The organism is Aeromicrobium sp. (assembly GCF_050700635.1).
In the GTDB taxonomy this organism is placed as follows: Bacteria; Actinomycetota; Actinomycetes; order Propionibacteriales; family Nocardioidaceae; genus Aeromicrobium.
This window is the reverse complement of record NZ_JBOHDT010000035.1, coordinates 1-16,333: the sequence shown is the minus strand read 5'-3', so window position 1 is coordinate 16,333 and position 16,333 is coordinate 1. Positions and strand designations below refer to the sequence as shown.

16 protein-coding genes and 1 tRNA gene are annotated in these 16,333 nt (G+C 68.5%); 5 read left to right on the top strand and 12 right to left on the bottom strand.

Annotation, left to right across the window (positions count from 1 at the left end; translation table 11 throughout):
- Positions 1 to 309: 309 nt before the first annotated feature.
- Positions 310 to 396, bottom strand: a tRNA-Ser gene (locus tag ACRDPN_RS02375).
- A 102-nt stretch (positions 397 to 498) separates the two neighbouring features.
- Here ACRDPN_RS02375 and ACRDPN_RS02370 point away from each other — a divergent pair.
- Together ACRDPN_RS02370 and ACRDPN_RS02365 are read left to right on the top strand one after the other, a co-directional pair.
- Complete coding sequence (locus ACRDPN_RS02370) at positions 499 to 1,122, top strand: class I SAM-dependent methyltransferase (RefSeq protein WP_431445724.1); 624 nt, start codon at positions 499 to 501, stop codon at positions 1,120 to 1,122.
- Positions 1,122 to 1,736, top strand: a complete 615-nt coding sequence (locus tag ACRDPN_RS02365; RefSeq protein WP_431445723.1) for a nucleoside/nucleotide kinase family protein — start codon at positions 1,122 to 1,124, stop codon at positions 1,734 to 1,736. The genes ACRDPN_RS02370 and ACRDPN_RS02365 overlap by 1 nt, the downstream gene beginning before the upstream one ends.
- Here ACRDPN_RS02365 and ACRDPN_RS02360 read toward each other — a convergent pair.
- The 4 genes from ACRDPN_RS02360 to ACRDPN_RS02345 are packed head-to-tail and all read right to left on the bottom strand — an operon-like array spanning position 1,729 to position 4,360.
- Positions 1,729 to 2,865, bottom strand: a complete 1,137-nt coding sequence (locus tag ACRDPN_RS02360; protein WP_431445722.1) for a MalY/PatB family protein — start codon at positions 2,863 to 2,865, stop codon at positions 1,729 to 1,731. The two genes, ACRDPN_RS02365 and ACRDPN_RS02360, sit on opposite strands and share 8 nt — an antisense overlap.
- 12 nt (positions 2,866 to 2,877) lie before the next feature.
- On the bottom strand, positions 2,878 to 3,429 hold the full coding sequence (locus ACRDPN_RS02355) for a dihydrofolate reductase family protein (RefSeq protein ID WP_431445721.1): 552 nt from the start codon (positions 3,427 to 3,429) through the stop codon (positions 2,878 to 2,880).
- Positions 3,430 to 3,446: 17 nt separating this feature from the next.
- Positions 3,447 to 3,896: a tRNA adenosine(34) deaminase TadA gene (tadA, locus tag ACRDPN_RS02350; RefSeq protein WP_431445720.1), complete on the bottom strand. Its 450-nt coding sequence runs from the start codon at positions 3,894 to 3,896 to the stop codon at positions 3,447 to 3,449.
- On the bottom strand, positions 3,893 to 4,360 hold the full coding sequence (locus ACRDPN_RS02345; protein WP_431445719.1) for a tRNA adenosine deaminase-associated protein: 468 nt from the start codon (positions 4,358 to 4,360) through the stop codon (positions 3,893 to 3,895). The genes tadA and ACRDPN_RS02345 overlap by 4 nt, the downstream gene beginning before the upstream one ends.
- Positions 4,361 to 4,431: 71 nt before the next feature.
- Between ACRDPN_RS02345 and upp the strand changes: the two genes are divergently transcribed.
- Entirely contained in the window at positions 4,432 to 5,073 is a 642-nt protein-coding gene (gene upp / locus ACRDPN_RS02340; protein ID WP_431445718.1) for a uracil phosphoribosyltransferase, read from the top strand.
- Between the two features lie 47 nt (positions 5,074 to 5,120).
- Here upp and ACRDPN_RS02335 read toward each other — a convergent pair whose 3' ends face one another.
- The 3 genes from ACRDPN_RS02335 to ACRDPN_RS02325 are packed head-to-tail and all read right to left on the bottom strand — an operon-like array spanning position 5,121 to position 8,136.
- Entirely contained in the window at positions 5,121 to 6,521 is a 1,401-nt protein-coding gene (locus tag ACRDPN_RS02335) for an NAD(P)(+) transhydrogenase (Re/Si-specific) subunit beta (RefSeq protein ID WP_431445717.1), read from the bottom strand.
- Positions 6,521 to 6,991 (bottom strand): NAD(P) transhydrogenase subunit alpha, encoded by a 471-nt coding sequence (locus tag ACRDPN_RS02330; protein ID WP_431445716.1) that lies wholly within the window; start codon positions 6,989 to 6,991, stop codon positions 6,521 to 6,523. Before ACRDPN_RS02330 ends, ACRDPN_RS02335 begins: the two co-directional genes overlap by 1 nt.
- The gene (locus tag ACRDPN_RS02325; RefSeq protein ID WP_431445715.1) at positions 6,988 to 8,136 is read right to left on the bottom strand and encodes an NAD(P) transhydrogenase subunit alpha; all 1,149 of its coding nucleotides are present in this window, start codon (positions 8,134 to 8,136) and stop codon (positions 6,988 to 6,990) included. Before ACRDPN_RS02325 ends, ACRDPN_RS02330 begins: the two co-directional genes overlap by 4 nt.
- Positions 8,137 to 8,261: 125 nt before the next feature.
- Here ACRDPN_RS02325 and ACRDPN_RS02320 point away from each other — a divergent pair, with 125 nt between their 5' ends.
- Entirely contained in the window at positions 8,262 to 8,642 is a 381-nt protein-coding gene (locus ACRDPN_RS02320; RefSeq protein WP_431445714.1) for a VOC family protein, read from the top strand.
- 5 nt (positions 8,643 to 8,647) lie between these two features.
- Positions 8,648 to 8,953, top strand: coding sequence for a PadR family transcriptional regulator (locus ACRDPN_RS02315; RefSeq protein WP_431445713.1), 306 nt, complete (start codon positions 8,648 to 8,650; stop codon positions 8,951 to 8,953).
- Here the strand turns inward: ACRDPN_RS02315 and ACRDPN_RS02310 are convergent.
- Genes ACRDPN_RS02310 through ACRDPN_RS02295 form a run of 4 tightly spaced genes read right to left on the bottom strand, consistent with a single transcriptional unit; the run spans position 8,950 to position 16,188 of the window.
- A complete protein-coding gene (locus ACRDPN_RS02310) occupies positions 8,950 to 9,561 on the bottom strand; it encodes a cyclodeaminase/cyclohydrolase family protein (RefSeq protein WP_431445712.1) in 612 nt (203 codons plus the stop codon). The genes ACRDPN_RS02315 and ACRDPN_RS02310 overlap by 4 nt on opposite strands.
- Positions 9,558 to 11,255 carry a formate--tetrahydrofolate ligase gene (locus ACRDPN_RS02305; protein ID WP_431445711.1) on the bottom strand — a complete coding sequence of 566 codons (1,698 nt, stop codon included), beginning with the start codon at positions 11,253 to 11,255 and terminating at the stop codon, positions 9,558 to 9,560. The genes ACRDPN_RS02310 and ACRDPN_RS02305 overlap by 4 nt, the downstream gene beginning before the upstream one ends.
- Before the next feature lie 45 nt (positions 11,256 to 11,300).
- Positions 11,301 to 13,373 carry a YhgE/Pip domain-containing protein gene (locus tag ACRDPN_RS02300; RefSeq protein WP_431445710.1) on the bottom strand — a complete coding sequence of 691 codons (2,073 nt, stop codon included), beginning with the start codon at positions 13,371 to 13,373 and terminating at the stop codon, positions 11,301 to 11,303.
- On the bottom strand, positions 13,366 to 16,188 hold the full coding sequence (locus ACRDPN_RS02295) for an MMPL family transporter (RefSeq protein ID WP_431445709.1): 2,823 nt from the start codon (positions 16,186 to 16,188) through the stop codon (positions 13,366 to 13,368). Before ACRDPN_RS02295 ends, ACRDPN_RS02300 begins: the two co-directional genes overlap by 8 nt.
- Positions 16,189 to 16,333 lie beyond the last annotated feature (145 nt).

The following is a 16,333-nucleotide window of genomic DNA, read 5'->3' as shown; positions in this document are numbered from 1 at the left end:
CTCGTCCCACCGGCTCAGGAACACCGGGATCGATACCCTGCCATCCGCTCGAGCCGAGAACACGCCACACTAGAACTGCTCACTTTTCGAGTGCCGAAAGTGCTCAGTTTTCGAGCGTCACCGACATCGCGGCGATGAGATTGCCTCGAAAGGGGTGGGAGCCGCTACGGTCCGAGCCGCTGGACTCACGCTGTCACGGTCCAGCCTCATCCACATCGTGAGAAAGGTGTGCCAAAAACGAACCTTCGGGCCAAAGGAAGACCCCCGACTTGACTGCAATTCCAGTCAGAATCGGGGGTCTTCAACGAGCGGTGGCGGTGGGATTTGAACCCACGGAGGGGGTAAGCCCTCACACGCTTTCGAGGCGTGCTCCTTAGGCCGCTCGGACACGCCACCGCGGGGTACGTTACCGGACGGTCGAGCGGCTCCCGAATCCGGCGGGCGGGGCGGCGTCCTAGGCTGGCAAGGACGATCCTCGAGCTCGAAGGAGGTCTGGTGGTGCCGCATGTTGAGGACCCGACCGCGTGGTTCGAGCGGCTCTATCGCGACGCCGACGACGGACGGGCCATCGTTCCCTGGGATCGTGAGGCTCCCTCCGCGCTCCTCGTCGAATGGGTCGAGGCCAAGTCGCTCGATGGCGCGGGGCAATCGGCCGTCGTCGTCGGCTGTGGACCCGGGCGGGACGCAGAGCTGGTCGCCCGACTGGGGTTCGACACCGTGGCGTTCGACGTCTCACCGACCGCGATCACGATCGCACGCGAACGGCACCCCGACTCCCCGGTCGACTATCAGGTGGCCGACCTTCGCGACCTGCCACCAGCGTGGCGGCATCGCTTCGACCTGGTCGTCGAGAGCATGACGGTGCAGTCGCTTCCGCTCGAGCTTCGCGCCGTGGCGACCCGCGCGATCGGCGAGCTCACCGCGCCGGGCGGCACGACACTCGTCATCGCCGTGGGTCGCGAGGAGGGCGAAGACGTCGAGGGCCCGCCATGGCCGTTGAGCCGTTCGGAGATCGAAGCCTTCGCGCTGCCCGACCTCGCGCCGGTGGCGGTCGAGGACATTCCCGATGCCGACGAACCGAGCCTCCACCGGTGGCGGGCCGAGTTCCGCCGAAGGCACTGATGGATCAGGCGCTGGTCGCCCGGGCCCGCGCGATGGCGAACCGGCCGGGGCGAGCGCTGCTGGGGATCGTCGGGGCACCCGGTGCGGGGAAGTCGACGTTGGCCTCTGCGCTGGCCGACGGGCTCCGCGCCGAAGGTCTCGTGGCCGTCCTGGTGCCGATGGATGGGTTCCACCTTCCGCAGGCCGAGCTGGTGGAGCGCGGGCTGCGAAACGTCATGGGGCGCATCGACACCTTCGACGCCGAGGGCTACCTCGCGCTGCTTCGGCGACTGCGGGACAAGCCGGACGAGACGGTCACCGCACCGGACTTCGATCGGACCGTCGAGGAGCCGGTCATCGATGCGATCACCGTCGGCCCGGAGGTCCAGCTCGTCGTCACCGAGGGCAACTACCTGCTTGACGCTGACGATCCGTGGCCGGCGATCCGGGCGACGCTCGACGAGGTCTGGTACGTAGGTCGCGCCGAAGAGGCCCGTCTCGAGAGCCTGGTACGGCGCCACGTCGAGTTCGGCAAGACCGAAGCGGAGGCCCAGGAATGGGTCCAGCGGGTTGACGAGCCGAACGCTGCTCGCATCCGAGCCCGACGGGAGACAGCCGACCTTCGAGTCAGGTGATCGCCTTGGTCATCCGTTCGATTGCCATCTCGAGGATCTCCGGCGTCGTCCCGTAGTTGAGACGGGCGAACCCGGCGCCGTGGCCGAAGTCGGGCCCGGGCTCGAGTGCGACGCGGCCTTGGTCGAGGATCGCCGCGGCCGGGTCGTCGCCGAGGTCGAGGGCCCGGAAGTCGAGCCAGGCGAGGTATGTGCCCGGCCCGCGCACCCAGCGGACGTCAGGCAGGTGCTCGGCGAGGAGCCGGTCCAGCAGGGTGCGGTTGTCGTCGAGGTCGGCACGAAGCGCGTCGAGCCAGTCGCGGCCCTCGGTCAACGCGGCGACACCGGCGATGACGCCGAGCTGGCTCGGTCCGTGCGACACGATCTCCGGGAGCCTCGCCAGCTCGTCGGTCGTCGCCGGCCCGCCGACCGCGACGGCCGCCTTGGCCCCGGCGAGGTTCCACGCCTTGGACGCCGACACGAGGCTGTAGGCGTCGTCGGTGCCGTCGACACTGAGGTAGGGCACGAACTCGGGACCGGCGAGCGGGGCGTGGATCTCGTCGACCACCACCCGCACCCGGTGCTCAGCGGCCAGACGTGCGACGGCCTCGAGCTCGGCTCGCGTGTGCACGACGGCGGTCGGGTTCTGTGGGTTGCACAGCAGGTAGGTGACGCGTCGGCCGCCGAAGGACGCGCGCTCGAACACCGTTCCCAGCGCGTCGAGATCGAGCCTGCCGTCGTCGCCGAGCGGGGCCTCGACGATGGCTCGCTCCGCGTGCTGGACGAACCCGAAGAACGGCGGGTACACCGGCGGGTTGATGACCACCGGATCGCCCGGGTCGCTGACCAGCCGGATCATCTCGACGATTCCGGTCATGACGTCGGCCACGGGGGCTGTTCGAGCCGGGTCGAGCCCCATCCACGCCCACCGATCCGACGCGAAGCCGGCGGCCGCCTCGGCGTAGTCGCGGCCGTCCGGATAGCCGGTGTCTCCGGCGGCGACGGCGTCGTGCAGTGCTCGTTCGATCGGTTCGGCCAGCCGGACGTCCATCTCGGCCACCCACAGGGGCAGCACGTCGGCCGGGTACCTGAACCACTTCATACTGGTGCGTCGTCGCAGCTCGTCCAGGCTCAGTTCGCGCAAGGGGTGCATGGCGCCAGCCAATCACCCGGCACCCGACGTGGCGAGGTAACGGAGCAGGACGATGCCGCTCTCGAAGGATCGGCAGTCCGCGAGACGTAGCCGCGCCGCCTCCTCGAGCTCCCCGACGAGGCGCGTTCCGCCGCCGAGAATCACGGGCACGACGGCGATCGTCAGCTCGTCCAGCGCGCCCGCAGCGATCGACTGGGTGACGACGTCACCACCCCCGAAGACGAAGACGTCCTTGCCGGTGGCGGCGCGGGCCGCCGTGATCACCTCACGAACGTCCCCGGACATGAAGGTGGCTCCCGGCGGCGCGTCCGCTGGATCGGCGTGGGTCAAGACGTACGTCGGCGGGCCCGCCTTGCCGCTGCCGAGCATGGCTGCGGACTCCCGGTAGGTGCTCGCGCCGAGCACGTACGCGCCGGTGCGGCTCATCGTCTCCGCCAGCCCGTAGTCCTCGTCACGGCGCATGGTGTCGTTCAGCCAGGCCGTGTCGCCGCTGGTCGAGCTGATGTAGCCGTCGACGCTGCAGGCGAGACTGGCGAAGACAAGCGCCGTCCGAGGTGAGCCCACAGCCCGACGTTATTCGGTCAGCGGTGCGTCTGGAAGAAGTCGCGGAGAAGCGCCGCCGACTCGTCGGCGAGTACCCCGCTGACGACTTCGGGCCGGTGGTTGAGTCGGCGGTCGCGCACGACATCCCACAGCGACCCGACCGCGCCGGCCTTCTCGTCGAACGTCCCGAACACCAGACGAGAGACGCGCGCGGCGACCACCGCGCCGGCACACATCGTGCACGGCTCGAGGGTGACGACGAGCGTGCACCCCTCGAGTCGCCACTCACCGCGAGCTGCCGCGGCCTCGCGCAGGGCGACGATCTCGGCATGACCGGTCGGATCGGCTTCACGTTCGCGGGTGTTGCGACCGGTGCCGATCACCAACCCGTCGGCGTCGACGACGATCGCGCCGACCGGCACGTCGCCATCTTCGGCAGCCGATAGGGCCAGGGCGAGTGCCTGCAGCATGGCGGCCGTGTCATTCACCTGACGATCGCCTCGAACGCGTCGCCGAACCCGAGCCGGGTGGCCACGTCGCCCAGGATGTCGTCGGGGTAGAGGTCGTCGTCGTCGCACAGCACACCGAGCTCCATGGCCGCCATGCCGAGATCGCTGACGATGTCGAGGTCGCCGGCCGGCTGCGGATCGTCCTCGTCCTGCGGGTCGGGCACGTCGAGGAGGTCGGCGACGCCACCCGCGAGGGGCCAGTCGGTGGCTGCCGTGACGTCGGAGAGCAGCACGCGGATCTGTGCGCCTGAGCGACGCACGAGGACGAAGAAGTCGTCGTTCATCGAGACCATCCCGATCACGCCGACGTCGGACGGAAAGCGTCCGAGGGCGTTGGTGAGGTCGTCGAAATCCTCGGCGACCGAGGGGTGCAGCTCGACGAGCTGCCACTCACCGTCGTCCCGGTACGCGGCCACGGCGAAGTCGACGTCGTCCACAGCCACGGCTCACCTCCTCGGTGCTCTGCTGCGATGGTGACAGACCGCGGCGCGCCACCGCCACTATCGTTCAGTGCATGCACGTTCATGTCGCCGACCACCCGCTCGTCTCGCACAAGCTCACGCTGCTGCGCGACGAACGGACCGACTCCCCCACGTTCCGCCGGCTCGCCGACGAGCTGGTGACGCTGCTGGCCTACGAGGCCACCCGCGACGTGCGGGTCGATCCGGTCGAGGTGCAGACGCCCGTAGCCCCGGCGTCCGGCGTGCACCTCTCGAACCCGCATCCGCTCGTGGTGCCGATCCTGCGCGCCGGGCTCGGGATGCTCGAGGGCATGCAGCGGCTGCTGCCGACCGCCGAGGTCGGGTTCCTCGGCATGGTGCGCAACGAGGAGACGCTCGAGGCTGCCACCTACGCCGAGCGGCTGCCCGACGACCTCGCCGGACGCCAGTGCTACGTGCTCGACCCGATGCTCGCCACCGGCGGCACCCTGGCCGCCGCGATCGAGTTCCTGGTGCGACGCGGTGCCGACGACATCACCGCCATCTGCCTGCTTGCCGCGCCGGAGGGAGTCGCGCGGCTGGAGAACGAGCTCAACGACGTCGACGTCCCGGTGTCGCTCGTGACCGCCGGCCTCGACGAGAAGCTCAACGAGAAGGGCTACATCGTGCCCGGTCTCGGCGACGCCGGCGACCGCCTCTATGGCGTGGTCGGCTGAGGCCGCCTGCGGCCGAACGCCGACCCGTACTCAACCACCGATTCTGCCTACAGTGCCTCGACTGACTTGAGGAGCTTGGCCATGTTCTCCTTGGCGTCGCCGAACAGCAGCGTGGTCTTCTCGTCGAAGAGCAGCTCATTCTCGATGCCGGCGAATCCGGGACGCATCGAACGCTTCATGAAGACGATCTTCTTGGCCTCATCGGCGTTGAGGATCGGCATGCCGTAGATAGGAGCCCCGGGTGTCGTCCTGGCCGCCGGGTTGACGACGTCGTTGGCGCCCACGACGAGCACGACGTCGGCGTCGGTGAAGTCGCCGTTGATGTCGTCCATCTCGCGCAGCTGCTCGTACGGCACCTGGGCCTCGGCGAGGAGCACGTTCATGTGACCGGGCATGCGGCCGGCGACCGGGTGGATCGCGTAGTCGACCCGGATGTCGCGCTCCTGCAGGACCTCGACGACGTCGCGCAACGCGTGCTGCGCCTGTGCGACCGCGAGGCCGTAGCCGGGAACGATGATGACGCGATCGGCGTAGCCGAGCATGATCGCGACGTCCTCGGGGCCGGCTGACTGCACCGGACGGTCGCTCGCCCCGCCGGCGCCGAGCGTCGAGCCCCCCTTGAGCGCTCCGAACAGGGTGTTAACGACGGAGCGGCCCATGCCGCGCGCCATCAGGATGGTGAGCAGGGTGCCGGATGCGCCGACGAGCGTGCCGGCCACGAGCAGCAGCACGTTGCCGAGCACGTAGCCGCCGGCCGCAACGGTGAGTCCGGTGAACGCATTGAGCAGCGAGATGACGATCGGGACGTCGGCGCCGCCGACCGGCAGCACCAGCAGCACACCGACAGCGAGGCCGAGCAGCGCCACCAGGATACCGAGCAGCATCGACGGGTCGCCGACGAGCATCACCGAGAAGAGCACGGCGACGAGGAACGAACCGCCGAACGCGAACGGCAGGCCGGGGAAGACCACGGGACGGGTGGTCATCAGCTCCTGCAGCTTGGCGAACGTGATGCACGAACCGGCGAAGCTGACCGAGCCGACGAAGATCGTGAACACCGTGGCGACGAGCACGAAGCCCTCGATTTCGGCGTTGAACCTGTCGGCGACCGAGGTCAGGTCGTGCAGCTCGAGCAGGGCGACGAGGGCCGCCGCGCCGCCGCCGACGCCGTTGAACAGCGCGACGAGCTGCGGCATCTGCGTCATCTGCACGCGGTAGGCGCCGACGACGCCAGCCACTGAGCCGGCCAGCGTGGCCAGGATGATCAGGGGGACGTTGTCGAGCCCGCCCTCGTCCTGGAAGAACACGGCGATGGTGGCGATGGCGGCCGCGACGGCGCCGAGGATGTTGCCCTGGCGCGCGGTCTTGGGGGACGACAGGCCCTTGAGGGCAAGGATGAAGCAGACGGCAGCCAGCAGGTAGGCGAGCTGCACCCATAGGGGGACCATCAGGCGGACTCCCCTTCGATCGCCGGCATCTCTCTGGTGGTCGAGGCGTCGCCGCCCTTGGCCTTCAGCGCGTCCACGTCCCTCTGCTCGACCGGTCTCACTTCTTTCTCGGGCTTCTTCTCGACCTTCTTCTCGGGCTTCTTCTCGACCTTCTTCTCGACCTTCTTCTCGGGATTCTTCTTCTGGCTGAACATCTGCAGCATCCGATCGGTGACGACGAAACCGCCCACGAGGTTGGCCGCGGCGAGCACGATCGCGATGGTGCCGACAATGGTGACCCCGACGGACTCGCTGTGGCCGGTCACGATCATCGCGCCGATGAGGATGATGCCGTGGATCGCGTTGGTGCCGGACATCAGCGGGGTGTGCAGCACGGTGGAGACCTTCGAGATCACCTCGACGCCCACGAAGATGCTGAGGATGAAGAGGGTCAGCCAGATGACTCCGGCGTCCATTCCGATGTCAGTCACGAGCCGGCACCTTCCTGTCCGTGATCGGCTATCGCGTCACGGGTGGGTTCGTGGCGAACCTCGCCGTCGTGCGTGACGCACGCACCGGCGATGATCTCGTCGTCGAAGTCGGGGGCCCACTCGCCGTCCTCGCCGGCGGCGAGGGTCAGCAGGTTGACGATGTTCTGCGCGAGCAGGATGCTGGCCGGGCCTGGCATCTGGCCGGCGACGTTCTGGCCACCCCACACCGAAGCGTGGCCGATGTGCACGACCTCGCCCGGGGACGATCCCTCGACGTTGCCGCCGGTCTCGGCCGCAAGGTCGACGACCACGGAGCCGGGCTTCATCGTCTCGACCATGGCGCGGGTGACGAGCATCGGTGCCTTGCGTCCGGGAACGGCGGCCGTGGTGATGAGCACGTCGGCGTCCTCGATGAAGGGGGTGAGCAGCTCGCGCTGCCTCTCGGCGCGGTCCTCGGTCATCTCACGCGCGTAGCCGCCGGAGCCCTCGAGCGTCTCGAGGTCGAGCTCGATCGCCTTGGCGCCCATCGAGCGGATCTCCTCGGCTGCCGCGGCGCGCACGTCATAGGCCTTGACGACCGCGCCGAGTCGCTTGGCGGTGGCGATGGCCTGGAGGCCGGCCACACCGGCGCCGAGCACGACGACCTGTGCGGGCTGGACGGTGCCGGCCGCGGTCATGTTCTGCGGGAAGAATCGGCGCATCAGGCCGGAGGCGACGACCACGGCGCGGTACCCGGCGACCAGCGCCTGGGACGAGAGAGCATCCATCGACTGCGCGCGCGAGATACGGGGCACAAGCTCGAGCGCGAACGACGTGATGCCGGCGTCGCGGAGCGACTCGACATGGCCCTGGTCGAGCGACTCGCCGGTGGGCAGGAAGGAGAAGGTGGCGGTGCCGCGCCGAAGCGAGCCGACGTGGGATCCATCCAGCGGGTTGACGGAGACGACGACGTCGGCGGAACCGAGACCCGGGTCGCCCACAGTGGCGCCGGCCTCGGTGTAAACATCGTCTGCGAAGTCGGATCTCTCGCCGGCGCCGGACTCGACCGTCACCTCGTGACCGGCCTTGACGAGCTTGGCGACTGCTTCGGGGACGAGTGCGACGCGGGTCTCCCGGCCGGCCTCGAGAACTACAGCGATCTTCACCCGGCGACACTATCCGCTCACCTCAAGACCGGCCACCCTGTGAGACAGGTGTCTCACTGGATGGTCGGCTGGTGAACGATATCGGGTCACGATATCGTGGACCGATATCAGTAGAGGAGTACGACATGACGACCGTGGGAGTTCGATACATCGTCGAGGACGTCCGCGAGGCCGCGGACTTCTACACCGAGCGGCTCGGGTTCACCGTCGCGATCGACGCAGCGCCCGGGTTTGCCGCCCTGGAACGTGGTGAGTTGCGGCTGTACCTCAATCCACCGAAGGGGCCGGGTACGGCGTCGCAGCCCACGCCCGACGGCCGTGTGCCCGAGCCAGGCGGCTGGAACCGCTTCCAGATCCTCGTCGATGACATCGACGCAGAAGTGGCGCGACTCAAGCATGCCGATGCGGCGTTCCGGACCGACGTGGTGCGCGGCAACGCCGGTTCGCAGGTGCTCGTCGAAGATCCGTCCGGCAACCTCGTCGAGCTGTTCCAGCCGGCGACCTGACCGCGATGGACGTCGTACGCGAGTTCCGTACGGCCGCGGTTCGCCTGCACGTCCTGCACCACGCCGCGGAGGGTGAGGTGCACGGCGCCTGGATGTCGACCGAACTGGGCCACCACGGCCACCGCATCAGCGCCGGAACGCTCTACCCTCTGCTCCACCGCATGGAGGAAGCCGGACTGCTGATGTCGCACACCAAGGTGGTCGACGGCCGGCGGTTGCGGCTCTATCGCGCCACCAGCCGCGGCCGGACCGTGCTCCGCCAGTGCCGGTCGGCCTTGTCCGAGCTCGCCGACGAGCTTGTCCCGAGCTAGGGAGTTGGGGCAGGCGGTGGCATGAGGGGCGGGTAGACGGACAGGGCTGCCTGCTCGGCGGCATCGACAGATGCGAGCAGTGCCGCGGCGAGCACGAGCCTCGGGTCGCTGCCCACCCCTGCGTCGGGGAGGTTCTCACAGACAAGTGCTGCTGCTGACCGCGTTGCTGCGGCGGCCAGGAACATCGCCGTCATCGCGTCCCCCCGCAGACGGGGGTTGCCCGATCGGGCCAGCTCGCTGGCGATCTGAACCAGTTCTGCCGCCACCTCCGCCATCTCCAGCGGCACCCTGATCGCCTCGTCCAGAGCGGCGGCCACCGTGGCGGTGTCGCGCTGCTCCTGCCGAGCTCGTACGTATGCCGCGTAGACGATCGGATCGGCCTCCGCCAACGATGCCGCCCTGAACTGGAGGTCCTCAGCGCGCCCGCCCGCGCTGACCGAATGACCGTCGGCGAAGCGCCCGCACATGGTCGCCAGCGCCCCGGCGAGTGCAGCGACGATCCCGGCCACAGCGCCACCGCCCGGCGCGGTCGTACGGGCGCCGACATCGTCGAGCAGCTGCCGGACCGATGACTGCAGCAATTCCCCGGCACCCTCCGGTCGACTCACGACAGACCCACGATCTCGCCGTTCTCGTCGATGTCGATGGACAGTGCAGCCGGGGCAGACCCCAAGCCAGGCATCGTCATCATGTTGCCGCAGATCGGGTACACGAAGCCGGCCCCCACCGAGGCCCGTACCTCACGCACCGGTAGCCGCCAGCCCGTCGGCGCGCCCTTCAGGGTGGGGTCTGAGGAGATCGACAGGTGAGTCTTGGCAATGCACACCGGCAGGTGGCCGAAGCCGGCCTGTTCGAAGGTGTCCACCTGTTGGCCCGCCGTGTAGTCATAGTCCACCCCCTCCGCGCCATACACCTTCGTCGCCACGATCTCGATCTTCTCCCGCAACGACGCATCGTCGGGGTAGAGGAACGCAAAGTTCGACTTCTCCGTGGCCGCTTCGGCGACGACCTCGGCAAGCTCGGTTGCCCCGGCGCCGCCCTTGTCGAAGTGGTGGGTCACCGCGACGTGGGCCCCCATCTCCTCGGCGATCTCCCTGATCGCCCGGTGCTCGGAATCGTGGTCATCGGCGAACGCATTGATGGCCACCACCGGTGAGACGCCATGGATCCGGATGTTCTCGATCTGCTTGCGCAGGTTCGCACCGCCGGCGTGCACATCATCCGGGTTCTCGTCATGCAGGTCCTCGGGCAACGACATGCCGGCCACGATCTTGAACTTTCCGGAGTGCGCCTTCAACGCTCGTACCGTCGACACGATGACGGCCGCGTCAGGGGTCAGACCCGAGGCGCGGCACTTGATGTTGAAGAACCGCTCGGCACCCATGTCCGCGCCGAACCCGGCCTCGGTGATGAGGAAGTCGCCACACCGGATACCGATCAGGTCCGCCACGATCGAGGAGTTTCCGGTGGCGATGTTGCCGAATGGTCCCGCGTGGACCAGGACTGGCGTGTTCTCCAGGGACTGCATCAGGTTGGGTTTGAGCGCCTCGCGCATCATCACGGCCATCGCACCCGCGCCACCGATCTCCTCGGAGGTCACCGGCGTTCCGTCCTGGCTGTAGCCGACCACGATTCGCCCGAGCCGCTCCCGCATGTCGGCCAGGGACACCGACAGCGCAAGGATCGCCATGACCTCGGAGGCGGCGGTGATGTCGAATCCGGTCTGCCGTGTGACACCGTCCACCCGAGATCCCAAGCCCACGACGGTGTTTCGCAGGGACCTGTCGTTGACGTCCAGCACTCGGCGCCAGGTGATGTTGTTCAGGTCCAGCCCGCTGGCGTTGCCCTTGTGCAGATGATTGTCGACCATCGCCGCGAGCAGGTTGTGCGCAGCGGTGACAGCGTGGAAGTCGCCGGTGAGGTGCAGGTTGAGGAGCTCCATCGGGACGACCTGGCTGTAGCCACCACCGGCCGCTCCGCCCTTGATCCCGAACGTGGGACCCATGGACGGCTGCCGGATCGCGACCGTCGCCCGCCTCCCGATGTGGCTCATCGCCTGGCCGAGCCCCACGGTCGTCGTGGTCTTGCCCTCACCCAACGGGGCCGGGGTCACGGCCGAGACGACGACGTACTTCGCCTTCGGACGGTCGGCTAGCTCCTTGATCGCCTCGAGCCGGATCTTCATGACCTCGTGGCCGTAGGGCTCGACCAGGTCTGGTCGCAACCCCATCGATTCGGCAATGCCTTGGATCGGTCTCAGCTTCGCGCTACGGGCGATGTCAAGGTCGCTAGGAAAGGACATGCAGGTGTCTCCTCAGGTGAGCTGTCGCCACTAGGTGCAGGGCCGTCACGTTCTGGCCACGACCTGTCCTTCTGTCACAGGTTCCACGCGCCTTCGGCGTTTGACCGCGGCCACCAGAACGAACGCCGAACCAGCGGCCCAGACGAGCAGGACGACCGTCACCCCCACCAGTGACTCCGCGTGCCCACCCATCACCAGCTGGCTGGCGCCGTTGACGAAGGCGGTGAGGGGAAGGAAGCCGTTCAAGGTCTGCAGGACGGGGGGAGCGGTCTCGATGGGTATGACGTTACCCAAGGCGGCCGCCTGAAGAAGCAAGAGCATCACGAACCACGCGATGCCGGTGCGCCCGAGAGCGACTCGTAGGGCCAGAGCCAGCAGCGCGAACGCGAGAGCGGCCAACAGGGTGAGCAGGGTCAGTGATCCGACCGCCGCGGTCTTCGGGTGGAACAACAGCAGCGCCGCGAGCACGCCGACCGCTTGCAGCGCAGCGAACCCGACGACTGGCATGGCCTGAGACACGGCGATGCGACGCGAGGCCACCGGCGCGAGGGCGTTGCGCCGTACGCCGGCGACGCCCAGGCTCAGCGCAGCGACGAGGACGGCCAGCCACAGGATGACTGCCAGGATCAGTGCGATCAGCCAGCCGTTCCCGTGCTCGGAGTGCTGGGTCTGACTGGCCAGGTTCACCGGCTCGCTGACGACCGGGGCGAGGGCGTCCTGCTGGCTCTTGGAGTAGGTGGGGCTTTCCTTGGCCGCCTTGGTCAGTCCGCCGCTGAGCGACTGGGCGCCGCTGTTGGTCTGACTGGCGCTCGACGCGAGCGTGTCGCTGCCCGAGGCGAGCGAGCCGCCCGCCACCGCGGCCGACTGGGTTCCGCCGGCCAGCTCGTCGGCGCCGGTGACGAGCCCGTCCGCTCCCTGGGCGACCGAGGTGGCACCGGACGCGAGCTCCACGGCGCTGGTGCTCAGCCGCCCGGTTGCTGCACTGAGCTTCCGGTTGTCGTCCGCCACCGCTGAGTTGCCCCGGGCCAGCGCACTGGTCCCTTGGGCAACCCCACCCGCCCCGATCGCCGTCCTGTCGGCGGCGGCACGAACGCGCGTGGACGCGGTCGCGAGACGCAGAGCGGCTTCGTGGCTCAGGGCGAGTCGATCGCAGAAGGGAACCGAGCCGCCTGCGGCTGCGCAATCGTTGCTCAGGACGCCGAGCTCGATCGCCAGCAGCCGGTCGGCGGCCGAGAGACCGCGGACGCCGCGAGCCACCAGCCTCGTCCCTCGGGCCACCTCCTGAGCGGCGCCGGCCAGGCGGGTACTCGCGCGCGCCAGCTTCCGCGCGGCCAAAGACAGCTTGTTCGCGTCCGTGTGCAACGTCTTGGTGCCTTGGGCCAGCCCGGCCGCGCCAGTCGCCACCTTGTCGGCGCCGCTGTCCACGGACCGTGTGCCCGTCGCGAGGCCCGCAGCCCCCGTGGCCAGTGGGTCCAGACTGGAGGCCAGCTGGTTGGCGCCCTGGTCGAGCTCCGCTGCGCCCGATGACAACTGGTCGGTGCCGTTGGCCAGTTGCGAGCCGCTCGAGGCAAGCTTGGAGCTGTTGTCTGCGAGCGTGTTGAAGCCGCCGTACACGTTCTTCAGGTAACCCTGGGTGGTCTGGTCGCCGAGCGAGGTGGCGGCCGCCGCCGCGATCTCCTGGCTGATGTACGGGACTGTGGTGCTGGCCGCCCCGTTGCTCACCAGCTGAAGCTTGCCCTTGGCCGGCTTGTCCGTGCCCGAGGAGATGATCGCCGAGGAGAAGTCGGAGGGGATGGTGAGCACCGCATAGAACGTGCCGTTCCGGAGCCCCGCGTTGGCGTCCTTGCTGTCGCTCAGTGTCCACTTCAGGTTGTTCTTCGGTGACTTCGGGTGCGTCAGCGCCGCCGTCAGCGACCGCCCCGCGGCCATCGGCTGCGGGTCTGTCAGGATCTTGTCGTTGTTCACGATCGCCACCGGGATCCGGTCGATCTTGTCCTGGCGTCCGGTGGCGGACCAGATCAGTACCGAAGCGGCGATCACAGGGAAGATCAGGCCAAGCGTGACGAGCCTCGTCCTCGGTCCGTGCGTCGGCCCCTCGGTGGTCTCGTGGTCAGACATGGCTGTCCCTCCTTGATCCTTCGAGGACTCGCGGCGCGCCGTCCGTACTAGCCGGCGACGGCTGTGCGCTCTCGAGCGCAACGACGATCACCGTCTGGCCCTGGTCGGCAAGGTGGTTCGCGAGCGCCTCGCACTCGAGCCGAGGACCGTCAGACAGGTGCTCGAGGCCGGTGAGGACGTAGACGTCGGCGCCACCGGCGAGCGCCATCGCGGTCTCGACGAGAATGGCGTCGACGCGGGCGTCCTGCGTGCCGATCATCGCTTCCAGCTCGGCGAACTGCCGGGATGCGGCATCCGCGAATCTGCGGCGCTGCGATCCGGACACGCTCATCAGCCGAGCCCGCTCGTGGAACAGGCTCCCCGTCGAGACGGGCGACGTCTCGAAGGGTTCGATCTCGAGCAGAGCGGTGCGTCGGAACACGATCTCGCGCTGCTCAGGCAGCAGCAGCCCGTCGACCACCAGCTCGCCGGCACGCGCCCGTCCACGGCCGGCCAGCACCCGGCCAAGCTCGCGCGGGTGCACGCCCTGCGACGCGGTGACTCGGGTGATCTCCCCGGGACGGGCGACCAGGTCAATGGACGCTGTCGTCTCGCGGACGACGAGGCCCCGGGCCAGCAACGTGGTCCTGCCCTGCGCCGCCTCCCAGTCGGAGAAGGCGATCTTGCGGTGCAGCGCGGCTCCCTCGACGTCCACGACCGGCAGCCGGGCCTCCAGCCAGGCCGGGAGCCACCAGGCTCGGTGGCCGAGCAGCATCAGGACCGCCGGGACGAGCGTCATCCGTACGAAGAACGCGTCGACGAAAACACCGACGGCCAGCCCGAACGCGATCTGCTTGATGGTGCTCGTGCCGGCCGGGATGAACGCCACGAACACGCTGGTCATGATGAGTGCGGCGGCGGTGACCACGCGTGACGAGGCCTTGAATCCCTCACGGACGGACCCCTTCGCGTCGCCGGAGTTGACGTAGTGCTCGCGCATGGCCGAGACCAGGAACATCTCATAGTCCATGGCCAGCCCGAACAGGACGCCCATCACGAAGATCGGCAGGAAGCTCACGATCGGACCACCGTCGGAGAGCCCCGGCACCAGGGCGTCGGCCCACCCGAGCCCGAACACTGCGACGACCGCCCCGAGTGCCGCCCCGACCGACAGCAGGTATCCCAAGGTGGCCTTGATCGGGACCGCGATGGAACGAAAGACGATCATGAGCAGGATCAGGGAGAGTCCGATCACGATGCAGCCGAACGGCAGCAGGGCGCCGCCGAGCCGGTCGGAGGCGTCGATGTTGACCGCGGTGGAGCCGGTCACCAGCATCTCGCTGACCTTGTACTTCTTCTCCAATGCCGGCGCGCGATCGCGGAGCTCCTGCACCAGCGCAGCGGTCGACGGCGCTGTCTGGCCGGCCTTCGGGATCACCTGGACCAGACCTGTGTCGCCGCCCTCGTCGGGGGTCTCCTGGGGGACGGCGACGACGCCGGGGATGTCCTTGATCGCGTCCGCCAGCTTGCTGACCGTCCCCTTCGGGTCGGAGCTGGTGATCACGTCGGCGGTGACCGCAAGGGGAGCGTTGTAACCCTCCCCGAACTCTGCAGTGATCTTGTCGTAGGTCACCCGCTGTGGCGTCGACGCCGGCGCGGTGCTGTTGTCCGGCAGCGCCAGCTCAAGCTGCTTTGCCGGAAGCGCGGCAGATCCGAGCAGGATGACCACTGCGAGCGCGGTGACGGCCGGCCAGCGCGTGATGATCCGGACCCAGGTGGTGGCGAAGCCTCGACGTTGCTTCCGCGGCTTGTCTTGCTTCCGCAGCCGTCGCCGTCGCACCCGGGGGCGGAGCCGTTCGCCGAGCAGCAGCGCGATCGCGGGGACCAGAGTCAGCGCGACGGACACGGCCACGGTGACGGCTGCTGCGGCACCGAGTCCCATCACGGTGAGGACAGGGATACCGGCCACGGAAAGTCCTGCCAGCGCGATGATGACGGTTGTGCCGGCGAACACCACGGCACTGCCCGCGGTGGCCAGCGCCCGCGACATCGACTCGACCGGCTCGACGCCCTCGGCGAGCTGTGCCCGGTGACGGGAGATGATGAACAACGCATAGTCGATGCCGACGGCAAGACCGAGCATCTCGGCCAGGGTCGGCGCCGTGCTCGAGACGGTCACCACCCTCGAGATCAAGATGACTGACGTCAAGGTCACGCCGACACCGATCAGGGAGGTCAGGATCGGCATGCCCGCGGCCAGGAGCGAGCCGAAGGTCAGGACGAGGATGAAGAAGGAGACGAGAAGCCCCAACAGCTCCGGCACCTTGCTCGGGTCCGCCGTGGACTTGTAGGCGTCGCCGCCCACAGATGTCTCCACCCCGGACGACGCCGGTGGCGTCCCGGCCTTCTGCACCGCATCCAAGGTGTGCTCCGACGGCACACTCGCCGAGAAGTTCACCTGTGCCAGAGCGGCCGTGGACCCCTTGTTGAGCATCGGCTGGTCCGCGGTCAGGGGGTTGCGGACCGACACCCCCTTGATCGCGTCTGTGGCCTTGACGAGCTTGCCGACCTCGGACGCGTTGGCGGAGTCGGTGATCTTCCCCTTCTTCGCCGTGAACAGGATCTGACCGTTCGCCCCGGTCTGACCGAACCGTTGCGCGAGCAGGTCCTGGCCCTTCTCGGAGTCCGTCCCCGGGATCGAGAATGAGTCGTCGTAACGGTCGCCCAGAGTGGAAGCTCCGGTGCCGAGGAGGACCAAGAGCAGCAGCCACACGCCGACCACCAAGCCCCGGCGCCTGCTGATGGCGCCGCCGAGCCGGTACAGGAGTATCGACATCTGCTGTTCCGTCCCGGGGGACAGATTCGTGTCCCCCCCTTTGGGCAAACACGACAGCTCGACCTCGATGCCCTGGGCCAAGGTCGGCCATTGATTCGCAGTGACCAAAGATTAGCCCGATCCGTGTCTCGCCAAGACTGGTTTG